General features: G+C 70.7%; 15 protein-coding genes and 1 pseudogene. 13 read left to right on the forward strand and 3 right to left on the reverse strand.

Going from position 1 to position 20711, the window contains the following annotated elements; all coding sequences use genetic code 11:
- Positions 1-90 precede the first annotated feature (90 nt).
- The 4 genes and pseudogenes from IPH07_40070 to IPH07_40085 all read left to right on the forward strand — a co-directional run bounded on the left by IPH07_40070 (position 91) and on the right by IPH07_40085 (position 6539).
- A pseudogene (locus tag IPH07_40070) lies at positions 91-171 on the forward strand (lipoprotein Hlp).
- Between the two features lie 1280 nt (positions 172-1451).
- Positions 1452-3701 carry a type VI secretion system tip protein VgrG gene (gene tssI / locus IPH07_40075; GenBank protein ID MBK6923651.1) on the forward strand — a complete coding sequence of 750 codons (2250 nt, stop codon included), beginning with the start codon at positions 1452-1454 and terminating at the stop codon, positions 3699-3701.
- Positions 3702-3834: 133 nt separating this feature from the next.
- On the forward strand, positions 3835-4830 hold the full coding sequence (locus tag IPH07_40080; protein ID MBK6923652.1) for a PAS domain-containing protein: 996 nt from the start codon (positions 3835-3837) through the stop codon (positions 4828-4830).
- Positions 4831-4862: 32 nt separating this feature from the next.
- Positions 4863-6539: a choice-of-anchor J domain-containing protein gene (locus tag IPH07_40085; protein MBK6923653.1), complete on the forward strand. Its 1677-nt coding sequence runs from the start codon at positions 4863-4865 to the stop codon at positions 6537-6539.
- Positions 6540-6640: 101 nt separating this feature from the next.
- Here the strand turns inward: IPH07_40085 and IPH07_40090 are convergent, their stop codons facing one another.
- Complete coding sequence (locus IPH07_40090) at positions 6641-7369, reverse strand: DUF4178 domain-containing protein (protein MBK6923654.1); 729 nt, start codon at positions 7367-7369, stop codon at positions 6641-6643.
- Between the two features lie 305 nt (positions 7370-7674).
- On the opposite strand from IPH07_40090, the gene IPH07_40095 reads away from it, so the two are divergent.
- From IPH07_40095 to IPH07_40120, 6 genes are all read left to right on the forward strand, one after another.
- Entirely contained in the window at positions 7675-8595 is a 921-nt protein-coding gene (locus IPH07_40095; GenBank protein ID MBK6923655.1) for a hypothetical protein, read from the forward strand.
- Positions 8592-9566, forward strand: coding sequence for a hypothetical protein (locus IPH07_40100; protein ID MBK6923656.1), 975 nt, complete (start codon positions 8592-8594; stop codon positions 9564-9566). The genes IPH07_40095 and IPH07_40100 overlap by 4 nt, the downstream gene beginning before the upstream one ends.
- 24 nt (positions 9567-9590) lie before the next feature.
- On the forward strand, positions 9591-10940 hold the full coding sequence (locus IPH07_40105; GenBank protein ID MBK6923657.1) for a 2-oxo acid dehydrogenase subunit E2: 1350 nt from the start codon (positions 9591-9593) through the stop codon (positions 10938-10940).
- A 48-nt stretch (positions 10941-10988) separates the two neighbouring features.
- Positions 10989-12410, forward strand: a complete 1422-nt coding sequence (gene lpdA / locus IPH07_40110) for a dihydrolipoyl dehydrogenase (GenBank protein ID MBK6923658.1) — start codon at positions 10989-10991, stop codon at positions 12408-12410.
- A gap of 266 nt (positions 12411-12676) precedes the next feature.
- A complete protein-coding gene (locus IPH07_40115) occupies positions 12677-13066 on the forward strand; it encodes an RNA-binding protein (GenBank protein ID MBK6923659.1) in 390 nt (129 codons plus the stop codon).
- A 121-nt stretch (positions 13067-13187) separates the two neighbouring features.
- Complete coding sequence (locus IPH07_40120) at positions 13188-14756, forward strand: hypothetical protein (protein MBK6923660.1); 1569 nt, start codon at positions 13188-13190, stop codon at positions 14754-14756.
- Positions 14757-14808: 52 nt separating this feature from the next.
- Here the strand turns inward: IPH07_40120 and dinB are convergent, their stop codons facing one another.
- Positions 14809-16041 carry a DNA polymerase IV gene (dinB, locus tag IPH07_40125; GenBank protein ID MBK6923661.1) on the reverse strand — a complete coding sequence of 411 codons (1233 nt, stop codon included), beginning with the start codon at positions 16039-16041 and terminating at the stop codon, positions 14809-14811.
- Between the two features lie 111 nt (positions 16042-16152).
- Here dinB and IPH07_40130 point away from each other — a divergent pair, with 111 nt between their 5' ends.
- Entirely contained in the window at positions 16153-17220 is a 1068-nt protein-coding gene (locus tag IPH07_40130; GenBank protein ID MBK6923662.1) for a DUF418 domain-containing transporter, read from the forward strand.
- Between the two features lie 18 nt (positions 17221-17238).
- Here IPH07_40130 and mtnA read toward each other — a convergent pair whose 3' ends face one another.
- The gene (gene mtnA / locus IPH07_40135; protein ID MBK6923663.1) at positions 17239-18321 is read right to left on the reverse strand and encodes an S-methyl-5-thioribose-1-phosphate isomerase; all 1083 of its coding nucleotides are present in this window, start codon (positions 18319-18321) and stop codon (positions 17239-17241) included.
- 37 nt (positions 18322-18358) lie between these two features.
- On the opposite strand from mtnA, the gene IPH07_40140 reads away from it, so the two are divergent.
- Together IPH07_40140 and IPH07_40145 are read left to right on the forward strand one after the other, a co-directional pair.
- A complete protein-coding gene (locus IPH07_40140) occupies positions 18359-19243 on the forward strand; it encodes a hypothetical protein (GenBank protein MBK6923664.1) in 885 nt (294 codons plus the stop codon).
- A 22-nt stretch (positions 19244-19265) separates the two neighbouring features.
- Positions 19266-20690: an MFS transporter gene (locus tag IPH07_40145; GenBank protein ID MBK6923665.1), complete on the forward strand. Its 1425-nt coding sequence runs from the start codon at positions 19266-19268 to the stop codon at positions 20688-20690.
- The last annotated feature ends 21 nt before the right edge of the window (positions 20691-20711 follow it).

Genomic DNA, 20711 nt, shown 5'->3' on the forward strand with positions numbered 1-20711 from the left:
GGTTACCAAGCTCCCGATGTCCTCGCCCCGCGAGGGCCCTGAGAAGGGACTCCAAGACAATGCGCTACGCGGTCCACCTCGCGCTGCTCGGCACCTGCGCCTGCACCAACACCGTGGCCGGCACCGCGGTCGGCACCGGCACCGTCGCCGACACCGACACCCCCGTCACCAGTGAGGGTGAGGGCACATTCACGCCGACCACGACTGTCACCACGACCGCGAGCGATGGCAGCGACGGCAGTGGCATCACCACCACCGGCACCACCACCACCGGCGATGCCCGGCCGATCTTCGACGTCGGCGTGGTCGACGAGACCGGCGACTCGCCATGCGCGGGGCGGGGCAACGGCGTCGAGTTCTCCAACATCTGGATCGCCAACAGCAACGAGGGCACGGTCTCGAAGATCGACACCCAGCAGCTGGTCGAGCTCGCGCGTTACAGCACGCGACCCGATGGCATGGGCAACCCCTCGCGCACCTCGGTCAACCGCAACGGCGACGTCGCGATCGCCAACCGCAACGGCGGTCTCACGATGATCCGCGCGCGCAGCGAGGACTGCCTCGATGCCAGCAACACCTCGAGCGGCGCGCTCGACGTCAAGCCGTGGCAGGACGGCTGCGTCGAGTGGTACACGCCGATGCCGTACACCTCGCAGCGTCCGGTGGCGTGGACCTCGGGCACGCTCGACGAGACCACGTGCACGTGGAAGGACACACTGGTGTGGACCGCGGGCGCCACCGCCAACGTCGCCAACAGCATCGAGGTCTTGCTGGTCGACGGTGAGACCGGGGTGGTGCTCGACACCGTGCCGCTGCCCGACGTGCCCAATGGCTCCAACGAGTTCGGCCTCTACGGCGGCGCCGTCGACGGCGAGGGGAACTTCTGGGCCAGTCAGCTCGACGTCGGCCACCTCGTGCGGGTGCGGCTATCCGACCTCGTGGCCGACGCGTGGCCGATGCCGACGGTCGGCTATGGCATGACGGTCGACGCGATGGGACGACCGTGGACGTGCAACGCCCAGGTCGCGCGCTTCGATCCGACCACCGAGCTGTGGACCATCGGCGCCGGCGAGCCCGGCTACGGCGGTGCCGGCTGCATGCAGGACGCCAACGGCATCATGTGGGTCGCCGGCTACGCGATCACGGCGATCGACGTCGAGTCGATGGAGCTGGTCGCGCAGTACCCGATGCCGGTCATCGATGGCAATCCGGACACCGGCTACGGCCGCGGCATCAGCATCGACTTCGAGGGCTACGTCTGGTCGCCTTCGCACTGGTCGAACGCCGCCTACCGACTCGACCCCGACACCGGCGAGTTCGAGAGCGTGACCGGCCTGAACTTCCCGTACACCTACAGCGACATGACCGGGTTCGCGCTCGCCCACGCGGGCACACCCGCCGGCTGAGCCGCGGTGCTATCCTCGCGACAGACCAAGCTGCGGGGAAGCGTCATGAGCCAAGAACCGATCGAGAGCGTTCGTTACCTCTTCAGCAGCGATGACGGCCCGTCGGCGGAGTTCGACGTCCACCGCATGCACTTGGTCGAGGCGCTCGATACCCCCTTCGAGCTCATGCTCGAGCTGGTGACCAGCGACGTCGAGGCCGCCACCGACGAGTTCCTCGGTGCTGCGTGCACCGTCGAGATCACCCGCGGGGAGCGCACCCGCTTCGTCTACGGCATCTGCGATCGCGTGGACTACCTCGGCGCCTCCGACGAGCAGCTGTTGGTCAACATCCGCGTGGTGCCGGCGTTCGCGTTGATGGCCCACGAGGTCCGCTCGCGCATCTTCCAGGACATGAGCGTGCTCGACATCGTGGCCGCGGTGCTGGGCGACGGGCTCGGGGTCTACGGTCGCACCAGCGATCCCGGCGGCTCGAGCCGCGGCACCGCGGTGCGCGACTACTGCGTGCAGTACCGCGAGTCCGATTTCGACTTCGTGGCGCGGCTGCTCGAGGAGGAGGGCATCAGCTACCACTTCGTGCACGACGACGCGAAGGGCCACGAGGTGCTGACCTTCGCCTACGAGAATGCCGACTACCCCGACATCGCCAACGTCGACGGCAGCTCGCTGGTGCCGATCGTGCCGGTCACCAACGACCTGCACGACGTCGAGTCGCTGGTCGGGCTCGACTGGCGGCGGCTGACCACCTCGACCGCGACCAAGCACATGGACTTCGACTGGAAGGCGCCGTCGGCTCCGCTCTTCAGCGAGGCCACCGGCGAGGACGAGCGCGGCCGCATCCGCCGGGTCTATCGCCACGACCAGCGCCGCTTCATCGAGGACGACGGCGTCGACCGGGCGACCGAGCACCGCGACGCCATGACCGTGGCCGGCAAGGTCGCGCGTGGCTCGGGCAACGTCATCACGTTCCTGCCCGGGTCGGTGTTCGAGCTCGAGCGTCACCAGCGGGCCGACCTCGAGGGCAAGTACGTGATCACGCGGGTCGAGCACCGCGGCTCGTGCCCCGAGGTGCTGCACAGCAACCGTGATCGTCCGGTCGACAACCGCCAGCGCTACATGAACACCTTCAGCTGCGTGCCGATGGCCGCGACCCTACGACCGCTGCGGCAGCGACCCAAGCCGCGCGCCTACGGGCCGGAGACCGCGACCGTGGTCGGCAGCGAAGAAATCCACGTCGACGAGCACGGTCGCATCAAGGTGCAGTTCCACTGGGAAGAAGACGCCAAGCACGACGAGACCTCGTCGTGTTGGGTCCGCGTGCGCCAGAACTGGGCCGGCTCCGGCTGGGGCTTCCAGTTCATCCCTCGCCTCGGCATGGAGGTCGTGGTCGAGTTCCTCGGTGGCAACCCCGACCGCCCGCTGGTCAACGGTTGCGTCTACAACGGCGACAACGCCTATCCGTACGGCATGCCGGGCGAGAAGACCAAGAGCGCGATCAAGAGCCACTCGGTCGGCGGTGATGGCTTCAACGAGATCCGCTTCGAGGACGCCAGCGGCTCGGAAGAGTTCTTCGTGCACGCACAGAAGGACATGAACACGGTCGTGCTCAACAACCAGACCCTCGACGTCGGGGTCGATCGCACCATCACGATCCACGCCAACCTCAAAGACGCGATCACCAAGAACAAGACCATCGAGGTCGGTGGCGATCACACCGAGACCATCGAGGGCAACATGAAGCTCTCGGTGACCAAGAACCAGTCCGTCAAGGTCACGCAGGACGTCAGCGAGACCATCAGCGGCAAGCGCACCACGGCGATCTCGAAGACCGCGAAGCTGAACGTCACCCTGGCCTCCGACGAGTTCGTGGGCTTGAAGAAGTCGGTCAAGGTCGGCGGGCTCTACAGCGAGCAGGTCGGTGCGTCGCGTAGCATCACCGCGGTCGGGGCCATGAGCTTCACGGCGGGCTTGAGCGGCAAGCTGCAGTGCGCGCGCAACATCATGGTCAAGGCGCAGAAGGAGCTGCAGCTGGTCGGTGACACCGACGTGGGGATGAAGTCCGGCAAGAAGATGGCCATCAACGCCGGCGACGACTTCGGAATCAAGGGCGACAAGAAGGGCTCGATCGAGCTCACCGACGAGGTCGTGCTCAAGTGTGGCGACGCCTCGCTCACCATGAAGAAGGACGGCACGATCGTGCTCAAGGGCAAGGACGTCACCGTGCAGGGCTCCGGCAAGATCGCCGTGAAGGCCGACGGCGACGTCAAGGTGTCGGGCTCGAAGGTCAGCGCGAACTGACCCGCACAGGTGGCGACTGCGTCGCATCGCCGCAGGCGGCCGGCTCGGCGGATGCAGATTCGCGCCGCCGGGCTCGACCAAACTCACGCGCAGCGAGACGCCGCGCTGACCGCCTGCGCTGTACGCTGGGAGGGTGGGTGAGCTGCTCGCGTTCTCGCGGGTCCGCGGCATGGTCGTCGCGGTCGCGCTCGTGGCACTCATGTGCGCCGCGGCCTTCGCAATGGGGGCGCCGCGGATCGCCGGTGTGATCGGGGCTGCGGGCTCGGTGTTGTCGATCGCGTCGGCGTGGCTCGTGTGGCAGGCGTGTGCACGCACCAACGCGCGCGCGCTGGCGGACGACGCCCGGGCCGCGTCGCTGCAACACGCGCTCGACGAGAGCCGCGCGGCGCTCGAGCTGGCCGAGATCGGCATCTGGCAGTGGGACCTGCGGACCCACCGAATTTCGTACAGCCCCGGCTGCGCGCGCATGCTCGGGTACCGGGGCGGAGAAATCGACGACGCGCTGTCGGCGTGGGGGAAGCTCGTGCACCCCGAAGACCTCGCGCCGGTGCGCGAGGCGGTCGACGCGCTCGTGGAGGACCGCGTCGACCACTACGAGGCACGGGTCCGGCTCAAGGGCGCCGACGGTCGCTGGCACGTGGTGCTGGATCGCGGGCGCATCGTCGCTCGCGACGACGCGGGGCGGCCGACCGCGGCGATCGGGGTCCACATGCGGCTCGGCGCCGAGGGCCCGGTGGCGGCGCCCGCGGTCCGCACCCGCGGGCGCTGGCTCATCGTCGACGACGACGACAGTGTCCGTCGGGTGCTCGAGGTCGCGGCGCGTCGGGCCGGGCTCGATGTGATCGGATTTGCCGACCCACGCGCGGCGTGGGCGGCGATCTGCGAAGGCGGAGCGCCGCTGGGCATCGTGACGGATTTCGAGATGCCGGGCATGACCGGCGTGCAGCTCGCCGAGCGGGTGCGCGCCGCTGGGCTCGAGTGCCCGGTGTTGCTGGTGACCGGCAACGCGGGCACCGCGATCGGCGAGTGTCGCTCGATCGATGCGATGCTCATCAAGCCCTTCACGGTGGCCGAGCTCGTGCCGTGGCTGACGCGCCACAGCGCCGGTCGAGTGCGCGCCAAGGCGTGACAGCGACCGGTGCTCTGGCCTACCATCGGCCGATGATGCGGACCCGATCTTCCCTAGGCCTTGCACTGACCAGCATTGCGGCGCTGCTCGCCTGCAACGGTGGCGGCGGAACAGCGACCACTGGCGACTCGAGTGGCTCGACCACCGACGACTCGGCGTCCGCGACCGACACCGACACGGTCTCGACCACCGCGACCACCACCGACACCACCATGACGGCGACGACGGTCGCCGACAGCTCCAGCAGCGACGGCGGCTGCATGGGCGAGTGTGCCGTCGATGACGACTGTCTGCCCGGGCAGAGCTGCCTCGAGTGCATCTGCATCGGCACGCCGGTGGGCTGCGCAGAGTGGGGCGAGGGCGAGTACGCCAACTGCGTCGAGGGCGGCAATACCGTGTGCGGTGCCGCCAACGGCGGCTGCGTGGTCGATGACCCGGCCGATGCGACCGTGGGCGTGTGCTACTTCGGCGGCTGCACCGAGAAGTGCGATTGCCCCGCGCCGCCGGCCGGCTTCGAGGAGCAGGTCGACTGTTTCAACTTCCTCGGCGACGACGCGCTCGAGTGCGCCATCTCGTGCAGCGGCGGCGGTGCGTGCCCCGACGGCATGTTCTGCTTCATGGGCGCGATCTGCTTCTGGGGCGACGAGCCGGCCGGCGTGCCGCCGTACGGCGACTGTGTGAACGACGGCGGTGCGCAGTGCGAGGGCGGCATCTGCATCTCGGACAACCCGGCCGATCCGACCTTCGGTGGCTGCAACCCGCCGTGCATGGCGGTCGGCGATTGCCCGCCGGCGCCCAGCGGTGACGCGCCGCCGGCCTGCGTCGACATCACCGGCGACATGAACAACGAGTGCATCCTCGACTGCTCCGGCGGCGAGACCTGCCCGGACGGCATGGTCTGCATCGAAGATTTCGGGCTGTGCGCGTGGCCGGTCGTGCAGGAGCCGGTGCCGGGCTACGGCGACTGCCAGAACGAAGACGCGATGCTGGTGTGCGTGGGCGAGGAGACCTGCCTCGACGACGCGACCGGTGGCGTGTGCTCGGCGCCCTGCACCGCGCCGACCGACTGCCCGGCTGCGCCCGCGACCGGCGACGCGCCGGTGGCATGCGGTGACCTCGGCGGCGGCGCGGACACCTGCTACCTCGATTGCTCGGGCGGCCAGACCTGCCCCGACCTGATGGAGTGCGTCGACGACTCGTACTGCCACTGGACCGAGCTCAGCTACATGCTCGAGGAGGACTTCGAGGGTGGCGCGCTGCCGGCCGAGTGGACCGTCACCGACGTCGACGGCAACACCGTGAACGCGATGGTCAACTTCATCGACGCCGCGTGGACGGTCACCGACGAGCTGCAGGCGGGCATGAACTTCGCCGCGTACAGCACCTCGTGGTACACGCCGGCCGGTATGTCGGACGACTGGCTCATCACCCCGCAGGTGACCCCGTCGGCGACCAGCCAGCTGCGTTGGCTGGCGACGGCGCCCGATCAGGACTTCCCGGACGGCTACGAGGTCCGCGTGTCGACGATGTCGACCGACACCGCCGATTTCACCGACGTGCTGCTCACGGTCGACGCCGAGCTCGGCGCCTTCACGGCGCGCGCGGTCGATCTCAGTGCCTACGCGGGCATGCCGATCTACGTCGCGTTCCGAAACACCTCGAACGACGACTTCCTGCTGTTGGTCGACAACGTTCGCGTGTCGAACTGATCGCGCGCGCCGCAATGTGACGCGAGGGAGGGGAGCAGCGCTCGCGTTGCTCCCCTCGTTTTCGTGGTGTGCAAGGCGAGCGGTCGACTGCGTGGCGGCGCTCAGCTGCCGGGCAGGAAGCCGACGTTTGCGGCGTCGACCGACTTGCCCTCGGCGAGCAGGATCTCGTGATCCCAGCGCTCGAGCCACAGCACATCGCGGCTGCCGCCGGAGTAGAGATACGTGGCCACGCGCGGCAGCTCGGGACGGCCATGGTTGCCGGTACAGGCGGCGCTGGCCTGGCCGCGTCGCTGCAGCGCGTAGGTGCCTCGATCGCGGGTGATGTTGCGCGGCGGCTCGCCCGAGAGGCCGTGGCCACCCTGCGGCTGCACCAGGTACCACTCGCTGGCACCGGCGGCGCCGACCAGCCACGCGGTGCGCGAGGCGTCTTGCAGGATGGCGACCACCGTCGTCAGTCCGCCCTCGCGCAGCAACACGGTGCCCTCGACGATGTAGTCGCCGTCGATGCTGGTGTCGCCGCTCTCGATCGCGACCACGTCGCCCTGGCGCAGGGTCGTGAGCTCGAGGTCGACCGGCTCGGCGGGGCCACCGGCGCGGTCGCTGTGGACGCGGGGGTTCGGTGCGGTCACGGGGCGGTTGCGATCATGCCGCAGCCGGTCGGCGACCAGGGCCCGGATCTTCCGGGTGCGCGCGTCGTCGGGGGCCGAGCCGGCGGTCGCCGTGAGCATCAGCGGCGTGTGGCCGTCTTCGATCGCGCGACGGCCCTCGCCCCAGTCGCGCAGTCGCCGTGCCGCGAGCACACCGACCCAGAACGCTCCGGCGATCGTCATGGCTGCGAGCAACGACGCGAACGTGAGCAAAGCTCCTCGCGCTCAGATCTAGCACGCGCATGGGCGCGGGCCAAACCGGCCCGAACCCGACCTCGTCTCGGGCGCGGCGCCCATGCCGGGCGCTCGCGTGCGCGACCCGCATGGACCGGCCAGAGCCCGAGGGCGGCAACAGGGGAGGGCCCCGCCGCAGGGCCTAGCGCGCCTTGACGCTGCACGCGGCCGGGGGCTAAGAAGGCACCCAAAGTCGCCGTCGCCTGCACGTTGCTCGCGGAGGGTGCGTGTCGACGAGGTGCGAGTCAGCATCCATGGAACCGACTCCCTGGGATCCCGAAGGCGCGACGACAGTGCTCGATGCACAGGGGCGTGTGGCCGAGGGAGCACTCCCGGCCGGCCTCGACCTGCGCATCTACTACAAGGCCTTGGTCGCGGCGCGTTGCCTCGACGTGCGACTCGGTCGCAGTGGCCTGCCGATGTTCGCGTCGGCCGCCGGCGAGGAGGCGCCACTGTGCGCCACCGCCATGAATGCCCGCGAGGAGGACTGGATCTACCCCGGCCTTCGCGACGTCGCGGTCGCACTGGTGCGCGGGATGCCGTTCGACGAGCTCGCGCGACAGGTGATGACCGGCGAGGGTACGGGTGTGATCGGTCGCGTGGCGTCGGCGTCCCTGCGCATCGCGGCGCCGTGCGACGCGCTCGCGATGCATCTCGCCATCGCGGCCGGACAGGCCCACGGTCAGAAGCTCGCCGGCGACGGTGGCATCACCTTCGCGCTCATCGGCGAGGGCAGCACCACCACCGGCGTCTTCCACGAGACGCTCGCGGTCGCGGCCGCCTGCGATCTGCCGCTGGTGATCGTGTGCCGCTCGCAGCTGTGGCCCGGCGGCGCACCGGCCGAGGCCGGGGTGCTCGGCGACAGCGTGGCCGAGCGCGTGCGGGCCTGCGGCGTGTGGGATCGTCGGGTCGACGGCGCCGATCCGCTGGCGGTGCACACCGCGATCGCCCAGGCTGCGGCGCGCGCCCGCGACCGGCGGGGCCCTGCGTTCGTCGAGGTCGTGGTCACGCAGCTGCTGCACGACCCGCCGGCGCACCGCGATCCCGTCGAGCGACTGCGGCGCTACCTCGACGCCAGCGGGCAGTGGACCAGCATGTTCCAGGACGTCGCCGAGGCCGAGGTGCGCGGCAACCTCGATCGCGCGTTCGCGGCGGTTCGCGGAGGTGTCGCGTGAACGTGATGGAGGCCCTCGCAACCACCCTGGCCGACGCCCTGCGCGACGATACCCGCCGCGTGCTGCTCGGTGAGGACGTCACCACCGGCGGCATGCTGGGACTCTCGCGGCGCTGCGCCGATGACCCCGAGCTGCGGCCGCGCTTGCTCAGTCTGCCGCTGCTGCCCGCGACCGCGGCTGCCCACGCCGGTGGCCTCGCGCTCGCGGGCCTGCGGCCCATCGTGCTGCTCGGCGGCGTCGCGCCCCTGCTCGAGGGCCTCGCGGGCCTGCGCGAGCTGGCCCTGGGCGCGCTGCGATCCAACGGCGAGCGTGCGGCCCCGGTGCTGTTCGTCGCGCCGTGCGGGCCCGGCTTCGGCACCGGCGCCGACGCGCTCGATGCCCCCGAGACCGCGCTGCTGCACACCGCCGGCCTGCGCGTGGTGGTGGTCGGACGCGCCCACGAGGCGGTCGCGATGCTGCAGGCGGCCGCAGACTTCGAGGCCGGCGAGGAGCCGACGGTGCTGTTGGTGCCGCGCATGCTGCTCGCGACCGTGCTCGACGACGAGGCCGCGTCGCCGCTGTCGCGCCCGTTTGGTGCGCCCGCGGTGGTCCGTGACGGTACCCACGACGCGCAGCGCGTGGTCGTCTTCACGTGGGGCGAGTGCGTCGACGTGTCGCTCGCGGCCTGTGATGCCGCCGAGATCGATGCCCGCGTGATCGACATCGGCACGCTGCAGCCGCTCGCGCTCGACACCCTCGTCGAGGCCGCCCGCGACGCCGGGCGCATCGCGATCGTGCACGCGGGTCCGCGCCATCACGGCGCGGGGGCCGAGCTGGCGGCGACGTTCGCCGATCGAGCGATCCACTATCTCGACGCCCCGATCCTCCGCGTGTGCGGCGACGAGGGCGTGCTGTCCGGCACGCGCGAGCTGCTGGCGATTCCGTCGATCGAGCGCGTGGGCGCGGCCCTGCAGACGCTCGCAAGCCCCTGACCCGCCCCGCGAAAGACCTCCGTCATGCCCGAATTCAAGCTGCCCGCGATCGGTGAAGGTGTCGTCGAAGGCGAGATCGTCCGCTGGCTCAAGAAGCCCGGCGAGGCGGTCGCCGCCAACGAGCCGCTGGTCGAGGTGATGACCGACAAGGCCACGGTCGAGATCCCGTCGCCGACCGACGCCGTGCTCGAGCGCATCGTGTCCGACGAAGGCGTGATCGCCCCGGTCGGCTCGGTGATCGCAATCCTCGGCAGCGCGGCGACGTCCGCCGCCGCCGGTGGCAGCAACGGCGCGCGCCCGCCGGCTCCACCCGCGTCGGCCTCGGGCTCGATCCACGTCGGTGGCCCAGCGCCGGTCGACGAGGCCCGCGGCAAGGTGCTCGCGACCCCGGCCGCGCGCGCGCTGGCCCGCGAGTCGGGCATCGACCTGTCGAGCATCGCTGGCGATCGCGGTCGCATCACCAAGGCCCACGTCGAGCTGGCCCGCGGCTCCTACGAGGGGCGCGCGGTGGAGCCGGCCGCTGCGCGCAGCGAGCCGCCGCGTAGCGAGCCGCCGCGCAGCGAGCCCGAGCGGATCGAGGCGCGCCCGTCGAGCATGCCGACCCAGGTGCCGGCCGCCGTCGCTGCGCCGGCCCCGGTTGCGCGAGCCATGCGTGGCGGTGAGCCGCAGCCCGACGAGTCGATGCCGTTTCGTGGCATGCGTCGGCGCATCGCCGACGGCCTCGTCAAGTCGTACACGACCGCGGTGCACTACACGTACGTCGAGCAGATCGACGTCACCAAGCTGGTCGCGGTGCGCGAGCAGGCCAAGAAGGCCGCCGCCGCCGAGGGCGTGCAGCTGTCGTATCTGCCCTTCATCGTGAAGGCGGTGCTGCGAGCCCTGCGCAAGTACCCCATCGTGAATGCCGAGCTCGACGAGCCCGGCGGTCGGATCGTGCTGAAGAAGCGCTACAGCATCGGCATCGCGACCGCGACCGATCAGGGCCTGATGGTGCCGGTCGTCCACGACGCCGACCGGCTCAGCCTGCTCGACATCGCCAGCGAGATCGCGCGGGTCTCCGAGGCCGCGCGCACCGGCAAGGCCTCGCGCGAGGAGCTCACCGGCTCGACCTTCACCATCACCAGCCTCGGCGCCATCGGTGGCGTGCTCGCGACGCCGATCCTCAACTACCCCGAGGTCGGAATCCTCGGGGTCCACGCGATCCGCAAGGTGCCGGTCGTCGACGACGACGACAACATCCGCGTGGGCCACATGATGAACCTCTCCGTGTCGCTCGATCACCGCGTGGTCGACGGCTTCGAGGGCGCGAACTTCCTGCAGGAGGTCCGCCGCTATCTCGAGGACCCGACCTTGCTGCTGCTCTCGGGCATCTAGCCTCGGGCATCTGGCCCGCTTTCCCGCGCTCGCCGCAACAGAGAATCCATGGCCACGATCAAGAAGACTGCCCTCGTCATCGGTGCCGGCACCGGCGGCTACCCCTGCGCCATCCGCCTCGGTCAGCTCGGCGTCGACGCGATGCTCGTCGAGAAGGCCAACCCCGGCGGGGTCTGCCTCAACGTCGGTTGCATCCCCTCCAAGGCGCTCATCAGCGCGACCAAGCTCGCGCACAAGGCCCAGCACGCCGCCAACATGGGCGTGACCTTCGCCAAGCCCACCATCGACATGAAGCAGATGCAGTCGTGGAAGGCCGGCATCGTCAAGAAGCTCACCAGCGGCGTGCAGAGCCTGGTCAAGGGCAACGGCTGCGAGTACCGCCAGGCCACCGCGGAGTTCCTCGGGCCCAAGCGCGTCAAGCTCACCTACGCCGACGGCAAGCCCGAGGACATCGTCGAGGCCGAGCACATCGTCATCGCGACCGGCTCGCTGCCGATCGTCATCCCTGGCTTCGCGATCGATCAGAAGCGCATCGTCGACAGCACCGGCGCGCTCGACCTCGACCACATCCCCGGCGACATGATCGTCATCGGCGGTGGCTACATCGGGCTCGAGCTGGGGCAGACCTTCCAGCGGCTCGGCACCAAGCTCACCGTCATCGAGGGCCTCGATCGCATCCTCGCCACGATGGACAAGGACCTCGGCGATCCGGTCGCCAAGCAGATCAAGGCCGACGGCGGCGAGATCCTCACCGGCACCAAGGCCATCGGCTGGCGCGAAGAGGGCGGCAAGGCGCTGGTCAAGGTCGAGACCAACGGTCAGACCCGCGAGATCCCGGCCGACGTCGTGCTGGTGTCGGTCGGCCGCAAGCCGATCACCGCCGGCCTCGCGATCGAGAAGTCGGGCGTGAAGCTCGACAACAAGGGCTTCGTCGTCGTCGACGAGCGCATGCAGACCAACGTGCCCGGCATCTATGCCGCCGGCGACGTGGTCGGCCAGCCGATGCTCGCGCACAAGGCCTCGCACGAGGGCGAGCTCATCGCGGAGATCATCGCCGGCAAGAAGCGCGTCAACGACGTGCGCACGATTCCCGCGGTGGTCTTCACCGACCCCGAGATCGCGTCGGCGGGCCTGAGCCGCAGCGAGGCCGAGGCCAAGGGCCACAAGGTCACCGAGGGCAAGTTCCCGTTCTCGGTGTCGGGCCGCGCGATGGCGATCGACGAGACCAAGGGCTTCGTGAAGGTCATCGCCGACGCCGACGACGAGCGCGTGCTCGGCGTGCACATCGTCGGACCCGAGGCCAGCGACCTCATCTCCGAGGCCGCGCTCGCGATCGAGATGGGCGCCTACGTGCCCGACATCAGCCTGACCATCCATCCCCACCCGACCCTGGGCGAGGCGGTGATGGAGGCGGCCAAGCACGCCATCGGCGAGGCGATCCACATCGCCAACGCCAAGAAGCACGGCTAGCGGCGAGGAGGCGCTCGGGGAGCGACGCGGCCGGGGGGCCCCCCATGGCCGACCCCCTCCTTCGTGAGGGGGTCTGGCTGCCGGCCCCTCGGCCCGTGGCGTGCGCGCCCGCGAGTTTGCGGCCCAGCCCCCCGCGCGGCTTCGGTTTGGCGCTGCCCGCATTTCGCGCTGGCGTGCTGGCCAGGAGTCGCGTTACTCGTGTTTGGTCGGCCCGTCGCAGCCGCCCGAGGGGGCGGGACTTGGCCGATCGAGAAAGACGACTGCAAGTGAACAACAAGCTTTTTGTGGGCGGGCTGAGCTGGAACACCACCGACCAGGACCTGCTGGATGCGTTCTCGCCGTTCGGCGAGGTGACCGACGCCAAGGTGATCACCGATCGTGACACCGGTCGTTCGCGTGGCTTCGGCTTCGTGACGTACTCGAGCGATGATTCGGCCGCCCGTGCGATCGCGGAGATGGACGGTGCAACCCTCGATTCCCGCAAGATCCGCGTCAACGCGGCCGAGCAGCGCGAGCGCTCCGGCGGTGGCGGTGGTGGTCGTGGCGGCGGTGGCGGCGGTCGCTTCGGCGGCGGCGGCGGAGGCGGTCGCGATCGCGATCGCGGTGGACGCGACGATCGCCATGGCGATCGCCGCGGTGGTCGTCCCGGTCGCTAGTCGACGACGGCTTCGAATGGCTCGCACGCCCGCGGTGGTCCCCCGACCCCGCGGGCGTTGCTGCATCGGGCGATGGATTGCCGGGAACAACGACGCCGCGCGCGGCGAGCAACCCGCGACCATGCGGCTCGCCACGCTCCTGTCCGCCGTGATGCTGTGTGCCTGTGCGTCCCGCGGCGTCGCACCGACGCCGAGCATCGCACCGACGCCCTCGTCGACGATGGTTGCGGCCGCGATCCCGGAGCCGCCGCGCGGCGGCGCCGCGTGGGTGCTGCGGTTCGAGCGTGACGAGGACCGACCGCTGTTGGTCGCGCGAGGCGGTGGCGGTGAGCAGCGAAGGCCGCTGCAGGGGCCGGGAGCACCCGGCAGCGCCGCTGCGACCGAGGCATGGGGCGACTCCGATGGCGTCGTCGTGACGCTCGCGGACGTGCTGGGCGACGGCGGACAGCACGATCAGGCCGACGCGCCGGCGCGCTCGGTGACGATCGAGCCCAGTGAGGTGTGCCCGAAGCCTTGGCTCGTCGATCTCGCAGCCACCACCGTGCGGCCGGGCCTGCGCGTGCGCGCGGACCCGGCGACCACGCGCGTCGGCTGCGGGCGGGTCTCGTTCGCCGACTTCGACGGCGAGTTCGGGCCCGAGCGGGTGATCTACTACGGCGAGACCAGCTTCGACGCACGCGTGATCGCCAGCCAGATCGCGGTGCTGCGCACCAAGCTCGAGGAGCAGTTCGGCAGCCATCCGGAGGGCACCTGGGTGACCGAGGTCGTCATCGCGCCGCCGCAGCAGCCGACGGTCGAGCCCCACGGCGCGCCGACGCCGATCGGCCTGCGGGTCGTGATCGACGGCGGCGCCAGCTGGGGCGCGCCCGAGCACCTCGAGGTCGGCTCGACGCTCGCACGAACGTGGCTGCTGGGCCTGCTCGCCCGCGAGCTGCCGCACCGCGATCGCGACGACGTGCTCGACCTGGCGCTGCTCGAGGGCCTCGCCCGTGGCATCGCGCGCGAGGTCACGTACGCGCTCGGGCTCATCGATCCCGATCAGTACGTCGAGGATCTCGATCGCGCCGAGGCCATCATCGCGGCGCGGCCGAACGTCCCCGCGATGACGGGGGCCATCGACGCCCGCGACGTCGCGGCGTGGGCCGCCGAGCTCAGCCTGCAGACCGCCATGGTCGCGTGGCGACTGCGGGCGCAGCAGCAATCCGATGTGATCCCCGCGCAGCTCCGGTTCCAGCGTCGGGCGCACGAGGGCGAGCCGGCCAGTGCGCTCTCGCTGTGGCGGGCGCTCACCGCCGACGTGCTCGGTGCTCCGCCTGCGCGCGCGCTCACGCGTGCGGCCGTGCATCCGAAGATCCCGAGCTACGATGCTCGCGCACTGGGGCGGTGTGCGGTCGCCGGCCGGACCCGTGACAAGAACCCCGAGCTCGGCCTCGTCATGGCGTTCACCACCGACGCGGGCGGTCGGCCGATTCCCTTCGTCGCGGCCGATGGTGCGGCTGCGCAGGCCGGCGTGCACGAGGGCGATCGACTCGATGGCGTCCAGGTCACCGACGCGCAGCTGCGCTTCGTGGTGACGCGCGAGCAGGAGACGCTCGTGCTCGAGGCGGCACCGCGCTGGCGGACGGCGGTGCGTCCGGCCTGGCAGCGTCGCGCCAGGACCCGGGACGCCGATTGCTACCCGCCGCCGTGAGGACAGCGCTAGTAACGGCGTTCTGACCCATCACAATCCCTGTGTCGAGGTACTAGCGTCGTCGCGGCTCGTCGTCGCGGGTGTCGGACATGCCGCCGGCGGAGCCCTCGCGGACCTCCGGCCCGGCGTCGGCGGGGAACAGCGCCTGGTGCCCGAAGCGGTGGCGCACCGCACTGAGCACGCCCTGCAGGCGGCCGGGCTCACGCTTGGGGTCGGGGGCCTCCAGCGCGAGCTCGAGCTGCGCGGTGGCCTGCGTGCGCGGCACCAGCTCGCTGACGCCGACACCGGTGAGCCGAAAGGCGCGGCCGTCGAGGTCCACCGCGTCGAGCAGCTCGCATGCTGCGCGATAGAACACCCGCGCGTCGTCGCTGGGTTCGGCCAGGGTGCACTGCCGCGACTCGGTGCGGAAGGTGTTGTCGCGGATCTTGATCGCCACGCGCCGGGCCAGCTGCGACTTGGCCACCACGCGATCGGCCACGCGTGTGGCCTGGCCGAGCAGCTTGCGGCGCAGCGCGTCGCGCCCGACGACGTCGAGGGCGTAGGTGTCTTCGTGGCTGATCTGCTTGCGGCCGCGCCACGGGACCACCTCGCGGGGATCCTCGGCGTGGGCCAGCTGGTGCAGGTGCAGGCCGTGGGCGCCGAACCAGTCGCGTAGCCGTGTCGCACCCAGGCCGGCGAGATCGCCGATGGTCTCGATGCCGTGGGCGCGCAGGAGCTCGGCTGACTTGGGCCCAACGCCCCACAGCGCGTCGATCGCCAGCGGCGCCAAGAACTCGCGCTCGCGACCGGGTTCGATCTCGGTGAGGCCGTCGGGCTTGTTGCAGCCGCTGGCGATCTTCGCCACGAACTTCACGCTCGAGATCCCGACCGTGCAGGTCAGCCCACCGGTCTCGTCGCGCACCGCCTTGCGCAGCGCCTCCGCGGCCACCCGCGGCGGCCCGAGTAGACGCTCGGTGCCCGTCATGTCGAGGAACGCCTCGTCGATCGAGAGCCCCTCGACCAGTGGCGAGAAGCGATCGAAGATCTCGAACACGCGGTCCGACGCCTCCGCATACGCCTCGTGCCGGCCCGGCAGCACGACCGCGTGCGGGCACATGCGCAGCGCGACCGTCATCGGCTGCGCCGAGCGGCAGCCGAAGCGCCGTGCCTCGTAGCTCGCCGCCGCCACGACCCCGCGCCGGCCCACGCCACCGACCAGCACCGGCTTGCCGCGCAGGCTCGGGTCGTCGCGGATCTCGACCGACGCGAAGAACGCGTCCATGTCGACGTGGAAGATGGTGCGCATGGCGCTGACGGGGCATCCTCGCGCATTGGTGGACGCGAAACCATCACCTGCGGGGGTGGGGCGGAGCGCAATGCTTGGCGCCGCGCCCAGGCTGCTACAGTGCGACCGCTGATGGCCGGCTCCGCGCGCATGTGTGGTCTCGATGCACTGCGCGGGATCGCGGTGTTCCTCATGATCGAGCAGCACGTGGGCGTGTGGCTGTGGCAGGGCATCGCGCGCGGCCGGCCGCTCGGCAGCGCGTGGCCGCTGGTGGCGTTCAACGCGTTGGGCGGCGGCGCGGCGCCGATGTTCATCACGCTGGCGGGGGTCGGCACGGCCTTGTTGGCGCGGGCGCGACGCGAAGGCGTCGACGCGGTGTTGGTGCGCCGCGGGCTGGTGTTGCTCGGGCTCGGCTATCTCCTGTCGTGGATGACGCCGAGCTGGTTCTCGTGGGGCTCGTGGTTCGTGCTGCACTTGATGGGCTTCGCGATGGCGACCGCGCCGCTGTGGCGTCGGCTGGGGGATCGCGCGCTGTTGGGCACCGCGATCGTGGTCGCGATCGCTGCGATCGCGGTGCAGGGCTGGCTCGACATGCCGTTCCAGGTCGACAATCCCTACATGCGCAACACCGGCCGGCCGGGCGGTGCGCTGCGACTTGCGCTCGCCGAGAGCCAGTTCCCGATCCTGCCCTGGCTGGCGCCGTTCTTGGTCGGCATGGTCGCAGGGCGCTGGATCGCCGAGCGACGGTTCCGCGCGATCGCGACGATGGGCGCGGTGTCGCTGGCCATCGGCGCGATCGGGCTCGGCATCGGCCTGTCGTGGTCCGAGCCGGAATGGGTGCACCGCGCGTTCGCGGTGCATCTGGGCTTCTTCCCGGCCTCGATCACGATCGTCGCGCTGCTGCTCGGATTGGTGCTGCTGGTGATTGCGGCGGTGTCGGCATGGGATGAACGCGCGCCGCTGTCCGAGCGCAACCCGATGGTCGTGCTCGGCCGCGCCTCGCTCACCCTCCTGCTCGTGCACGTGCCGCTGTTCCGCGAGGCCACGCGGCCGCTGCACTACTGGCAGGCATTGCCGGCGGGCGTGGTGCTGCTGGTGATCGCGGCGTTCTTGCTGTTGTCGACCGTGCTCGCGCGCCAGTGGCAGCGCGTCGGCTACCGCGGCGGCGCCGAGTGGCTGCTGCGCAGGCTCGGCGGATAGCGAGGCGCGCCGCTGCCGTCAGGCTTCGGCGAGATCCTCGGGCGCGAACACGCCGCGCTCGGTGATGATGCGCGTCACCAGGGCCGCTGGCGTCACGTCGAAGGCGGGGTTGTGCACGGCGATTGCCTCGGGGGTCATCGGCACGCCGCCGTGGCAGCGGATCTCGCCACCATCGCGTTCTTCGATGGGGATGTCGGCGCCGGTCGCCAGGCTGCGATCGATGGTGGTCCACGGCGCCGCCACGTAGAACGGGATGCCGTGGTGGCGGCACAGCACCGCCACGCCGTAGGTGCCGATCTTGTTGGCGACGTCGCCGTTGCGGGTGATGCGATCGGCGCCGACGATTGCGGCGGCGATGTGGCCCTTCGCCATCAGCGCTGCGGCCATGTTGTCGGCGATCACGGTCACGTCGATGCCGTCGCGCGAGAGCTCCCACGCGGTGAGTCGTGCGCCCTGCAGTACCGGCCGGGTCTCGTCGGCGATCACGCGCAGCTGCTTGCCGTCGGCGACGGCGCGGCGGATGACCCCGAGCGCGGTGCCGTAGCCGGCGGTCGCGAGTGCGCCCGCGTTGCAGTGGGTGAGGACCGTGCCGCTGGCGGGCAGCAGCGGCGCGCCGTGGGCCCCGATGCGCAGGCACGCGTCGAGATCGTCGTCGACGTGTTGCTGGGCCCGCGCGAGCAGCTGGGCGCGGAGCTCGATCGCGCGGGCCTCGGGTGATCGCGCCATCACCTCGCGCAGCTGCGCGAGCGCGACGAACAGGTTCACCGCGGTCGGTCGCGTACGTGCGAGGCGGGCATCGGCGGCCGCGACCGCGCTGCGGAAGCCCTGCGGATCGTCGGGGAATCCGCGCGATGCCACCGCGAGCCCGAGCGCCGCGACGCAGCCGATCGCCGGGGCCCCGCGCACCGCGAGGGTCTCGATGGCCTGCGCGACACCCTCGACGTCGTCGAGCTCCAGCCACAGCTCTTCGCGCGGCAATCGCCGCTGGTCGAGCACGCGCAGCGTGACCGCACCGTCACCGAGGGCGAAGGGACGCACCCCGACGTGCGCAGGATCGATCACGCACCGACCATCGCATGGGCCCACCGCGCCCGGCAACATCGGTGGTACCCTCCGCCCGAAGTTCGTGGGCGCGCGCATGAAGATCCTGTCCGATTTCGACGGCGTGTGGACCGATCAGCACCTCGAGGCCGAAGCCGTGCGTCGCTTTGCGATCGCCGCGCTCGCCCAGGCGGGTGGGCGCGACCTCGCGACCGCGACGGCCGACTACGACGCCATGCTGCGCGAGGTCTCGGCCGACCCCGCCGCGCACGGCTGGGCCCCCGATGGCCGCATCTCGGCCTACGTCGACGAAGATCCGCTGTGCCAGTGCTCGGCGATCTGTCGTTTCATCGAGTCCGACGCGGGGGCGGTGGCGACCCACTACCGCGACGGCGTGCTCGCGCACGGGTTCGCCAGCCTGGCCGCGTTCGGTGAGCACTGCTTCCACGGCGGCTCGGCCCGCTTCCGCGAGGAGCACCCGCCGTGCATCGTGCCGGCCGCCGGCGAGATGCTGGCGGCACTCCACGCCGCGGGCGCCGAGGTGGTGGTGGTGTCGAATTCTGCCAGCGAGAAGCTCATCGCGTTCTTCGCCGCCGCCGGCGTGACCGCGGCCGAGGACCTCGCCCCCGACAGCCGCGGCGCGACCGTGCGCGTGCGTGGGTCGGCGGGCAAATGGTTCCTCGGCGAGACCGACGCGAGCATCTCGGTCGGCGGTCGATCCATCTTCGTCGATCGTCCGCGCTACCGCGCCGTGATCGCCGACGAGCGTCCGGACCTCGTGATCGGCGACGTGTTCTCGCTCGACCTCGCACTGCCGCACGTGATGCGCAGTGCGGGTGACGCCGGCGCGCCGCGTCGGCTGGTGTTGCGGCGACACGGCCACACGCCGCGCTGGGTGCTCGACACCCGCGCCGACGGTGCGATCGATGCCGCCGTGGATCAGGTCGGCGACCTCGTGACAATCGTCGCGGCCTCGGCCTAGCAGGAACGACGGAGCAGCAGTCATGCACAAGGTGCTCGAGGAGTCGATCTCGATCGCTGTGCTGGTCGGTGCGATCGCATTGGTGGTGCGCCGCCTGCCGAAGATCGAGGTCGGCCACAGCGCGGCGTTCCGCGCCCGACGGCTGCGCAACTGGGTGCCGGTGGGCCTGCTGTACGCGCTGCTGTACATGGGCCGCTACAACCTCACGGTCGCCAAGAGCGTGTTCTCCAAGATGATCGGCAGCGACGGCGCGCCGCTCATGGACAACCCCGACTTCGCGACCATCTTCGGGGTCGGCACGGCGGTCTACGGCGTCGCCTTCGTCATCAACGGCCCGCTCACCGACCGCATCGGCGGCAAGCGATCGCTGCTGCTCGGCGCGTGGGGCTCGATCTTCGCCAACATCGTGCTCGGCATCATCACGTGGATGCAGCCCGAGGGCGGTATCGCGACCTCGTTCACGTTCGTGTACGCGCTCAACATGTACTTCCAGAGCTTCGGCGCGGTCGCGATCGTCAAGATCAACGCGCCGTGGTTCCACGTGCGCGAGCGCGGCACCTTCGGTGCGATCTTCGGCATCCTCATCGCGCTGGGGCTCTACCTCGCGCTCGACGTCGGCAAGCTCATCGTCGACGGCATCGCGCTCGAGTGGGTGTTCTTCGCGCCGGCTGTCCTGCTGTCGGTGCTGGCGGTGATCACCACGGCGTGGGTGCGCGACACCCCCTCGCAGGCGGGCTTCGAGGAGTCCGACACCGCCGATGCGTCGTCGTGTGACGATGGCCCGCGGCTGCCGGTCACGACCGTGTTCGCACAGATGCTGCGGCACCCGGTCATCATGACCATCGCAGCGATCGAGTTCTGTACCGGCTTCCTGCGGCAAGCGATCCTGCAGTGGTACCGCGCGTTCGTCGAGGCCACGGGCAACACCGATGGCTTCGTGTACGCGCACTGGGGCATGGTCTCGTGCTGTGCGGGGATCTTGGGCGGTGTGTTCGCGGGCGTGCTCTCGGACCAGCTGTTCCAGTCGCGGCGCGGGCCGGTCAGCGCGGTGCTCTACGGCTTCATGGTGGTCGGCAGTGTGGTCGCGGTGCTGGTGCTCGACTCGCCGCTGCTCGGCCCGGTGTTCGCGTTCATGTCGATGTGCGTCATCGGCGTGCACGGCATGCTGACGGCGACCGCGAGCATGGACTTCGGCGGTCGCCGCAACGCCGGCGTCGCGGTCGGCATCATCGATGGCTTCGTGTACGCCGGCACCGCGGCGATGTCATTCACCTACGGCCAGCTGCTGCCCACCAAGGACGCCGCCAAGGTGGTGGCGAACTGGCTGGCGTGGCCGCTGACGATGGTGCCCGTGGCGTTGATCGGCTTCGTGCTCGCACGACGGGTCTGGCATGCCAAGCCCAGCCCCAAGCGCGCGGCTGCGCCCGCCGAGCCGGCCGCCCGGTAGCCGCCTGCGCCGGGCTCGTGG

The organism is Deltaproteobacteria bacterium (genome assembly GCA_016709225.1).
In the GTDB taxonomy this organism is placed as follows: Bacteria; Myxococcota_A; Polyangia; order Nannocystales; family Nannocystaceae; genus Xiheibacterium; species Xiheibacterium phototrophicum.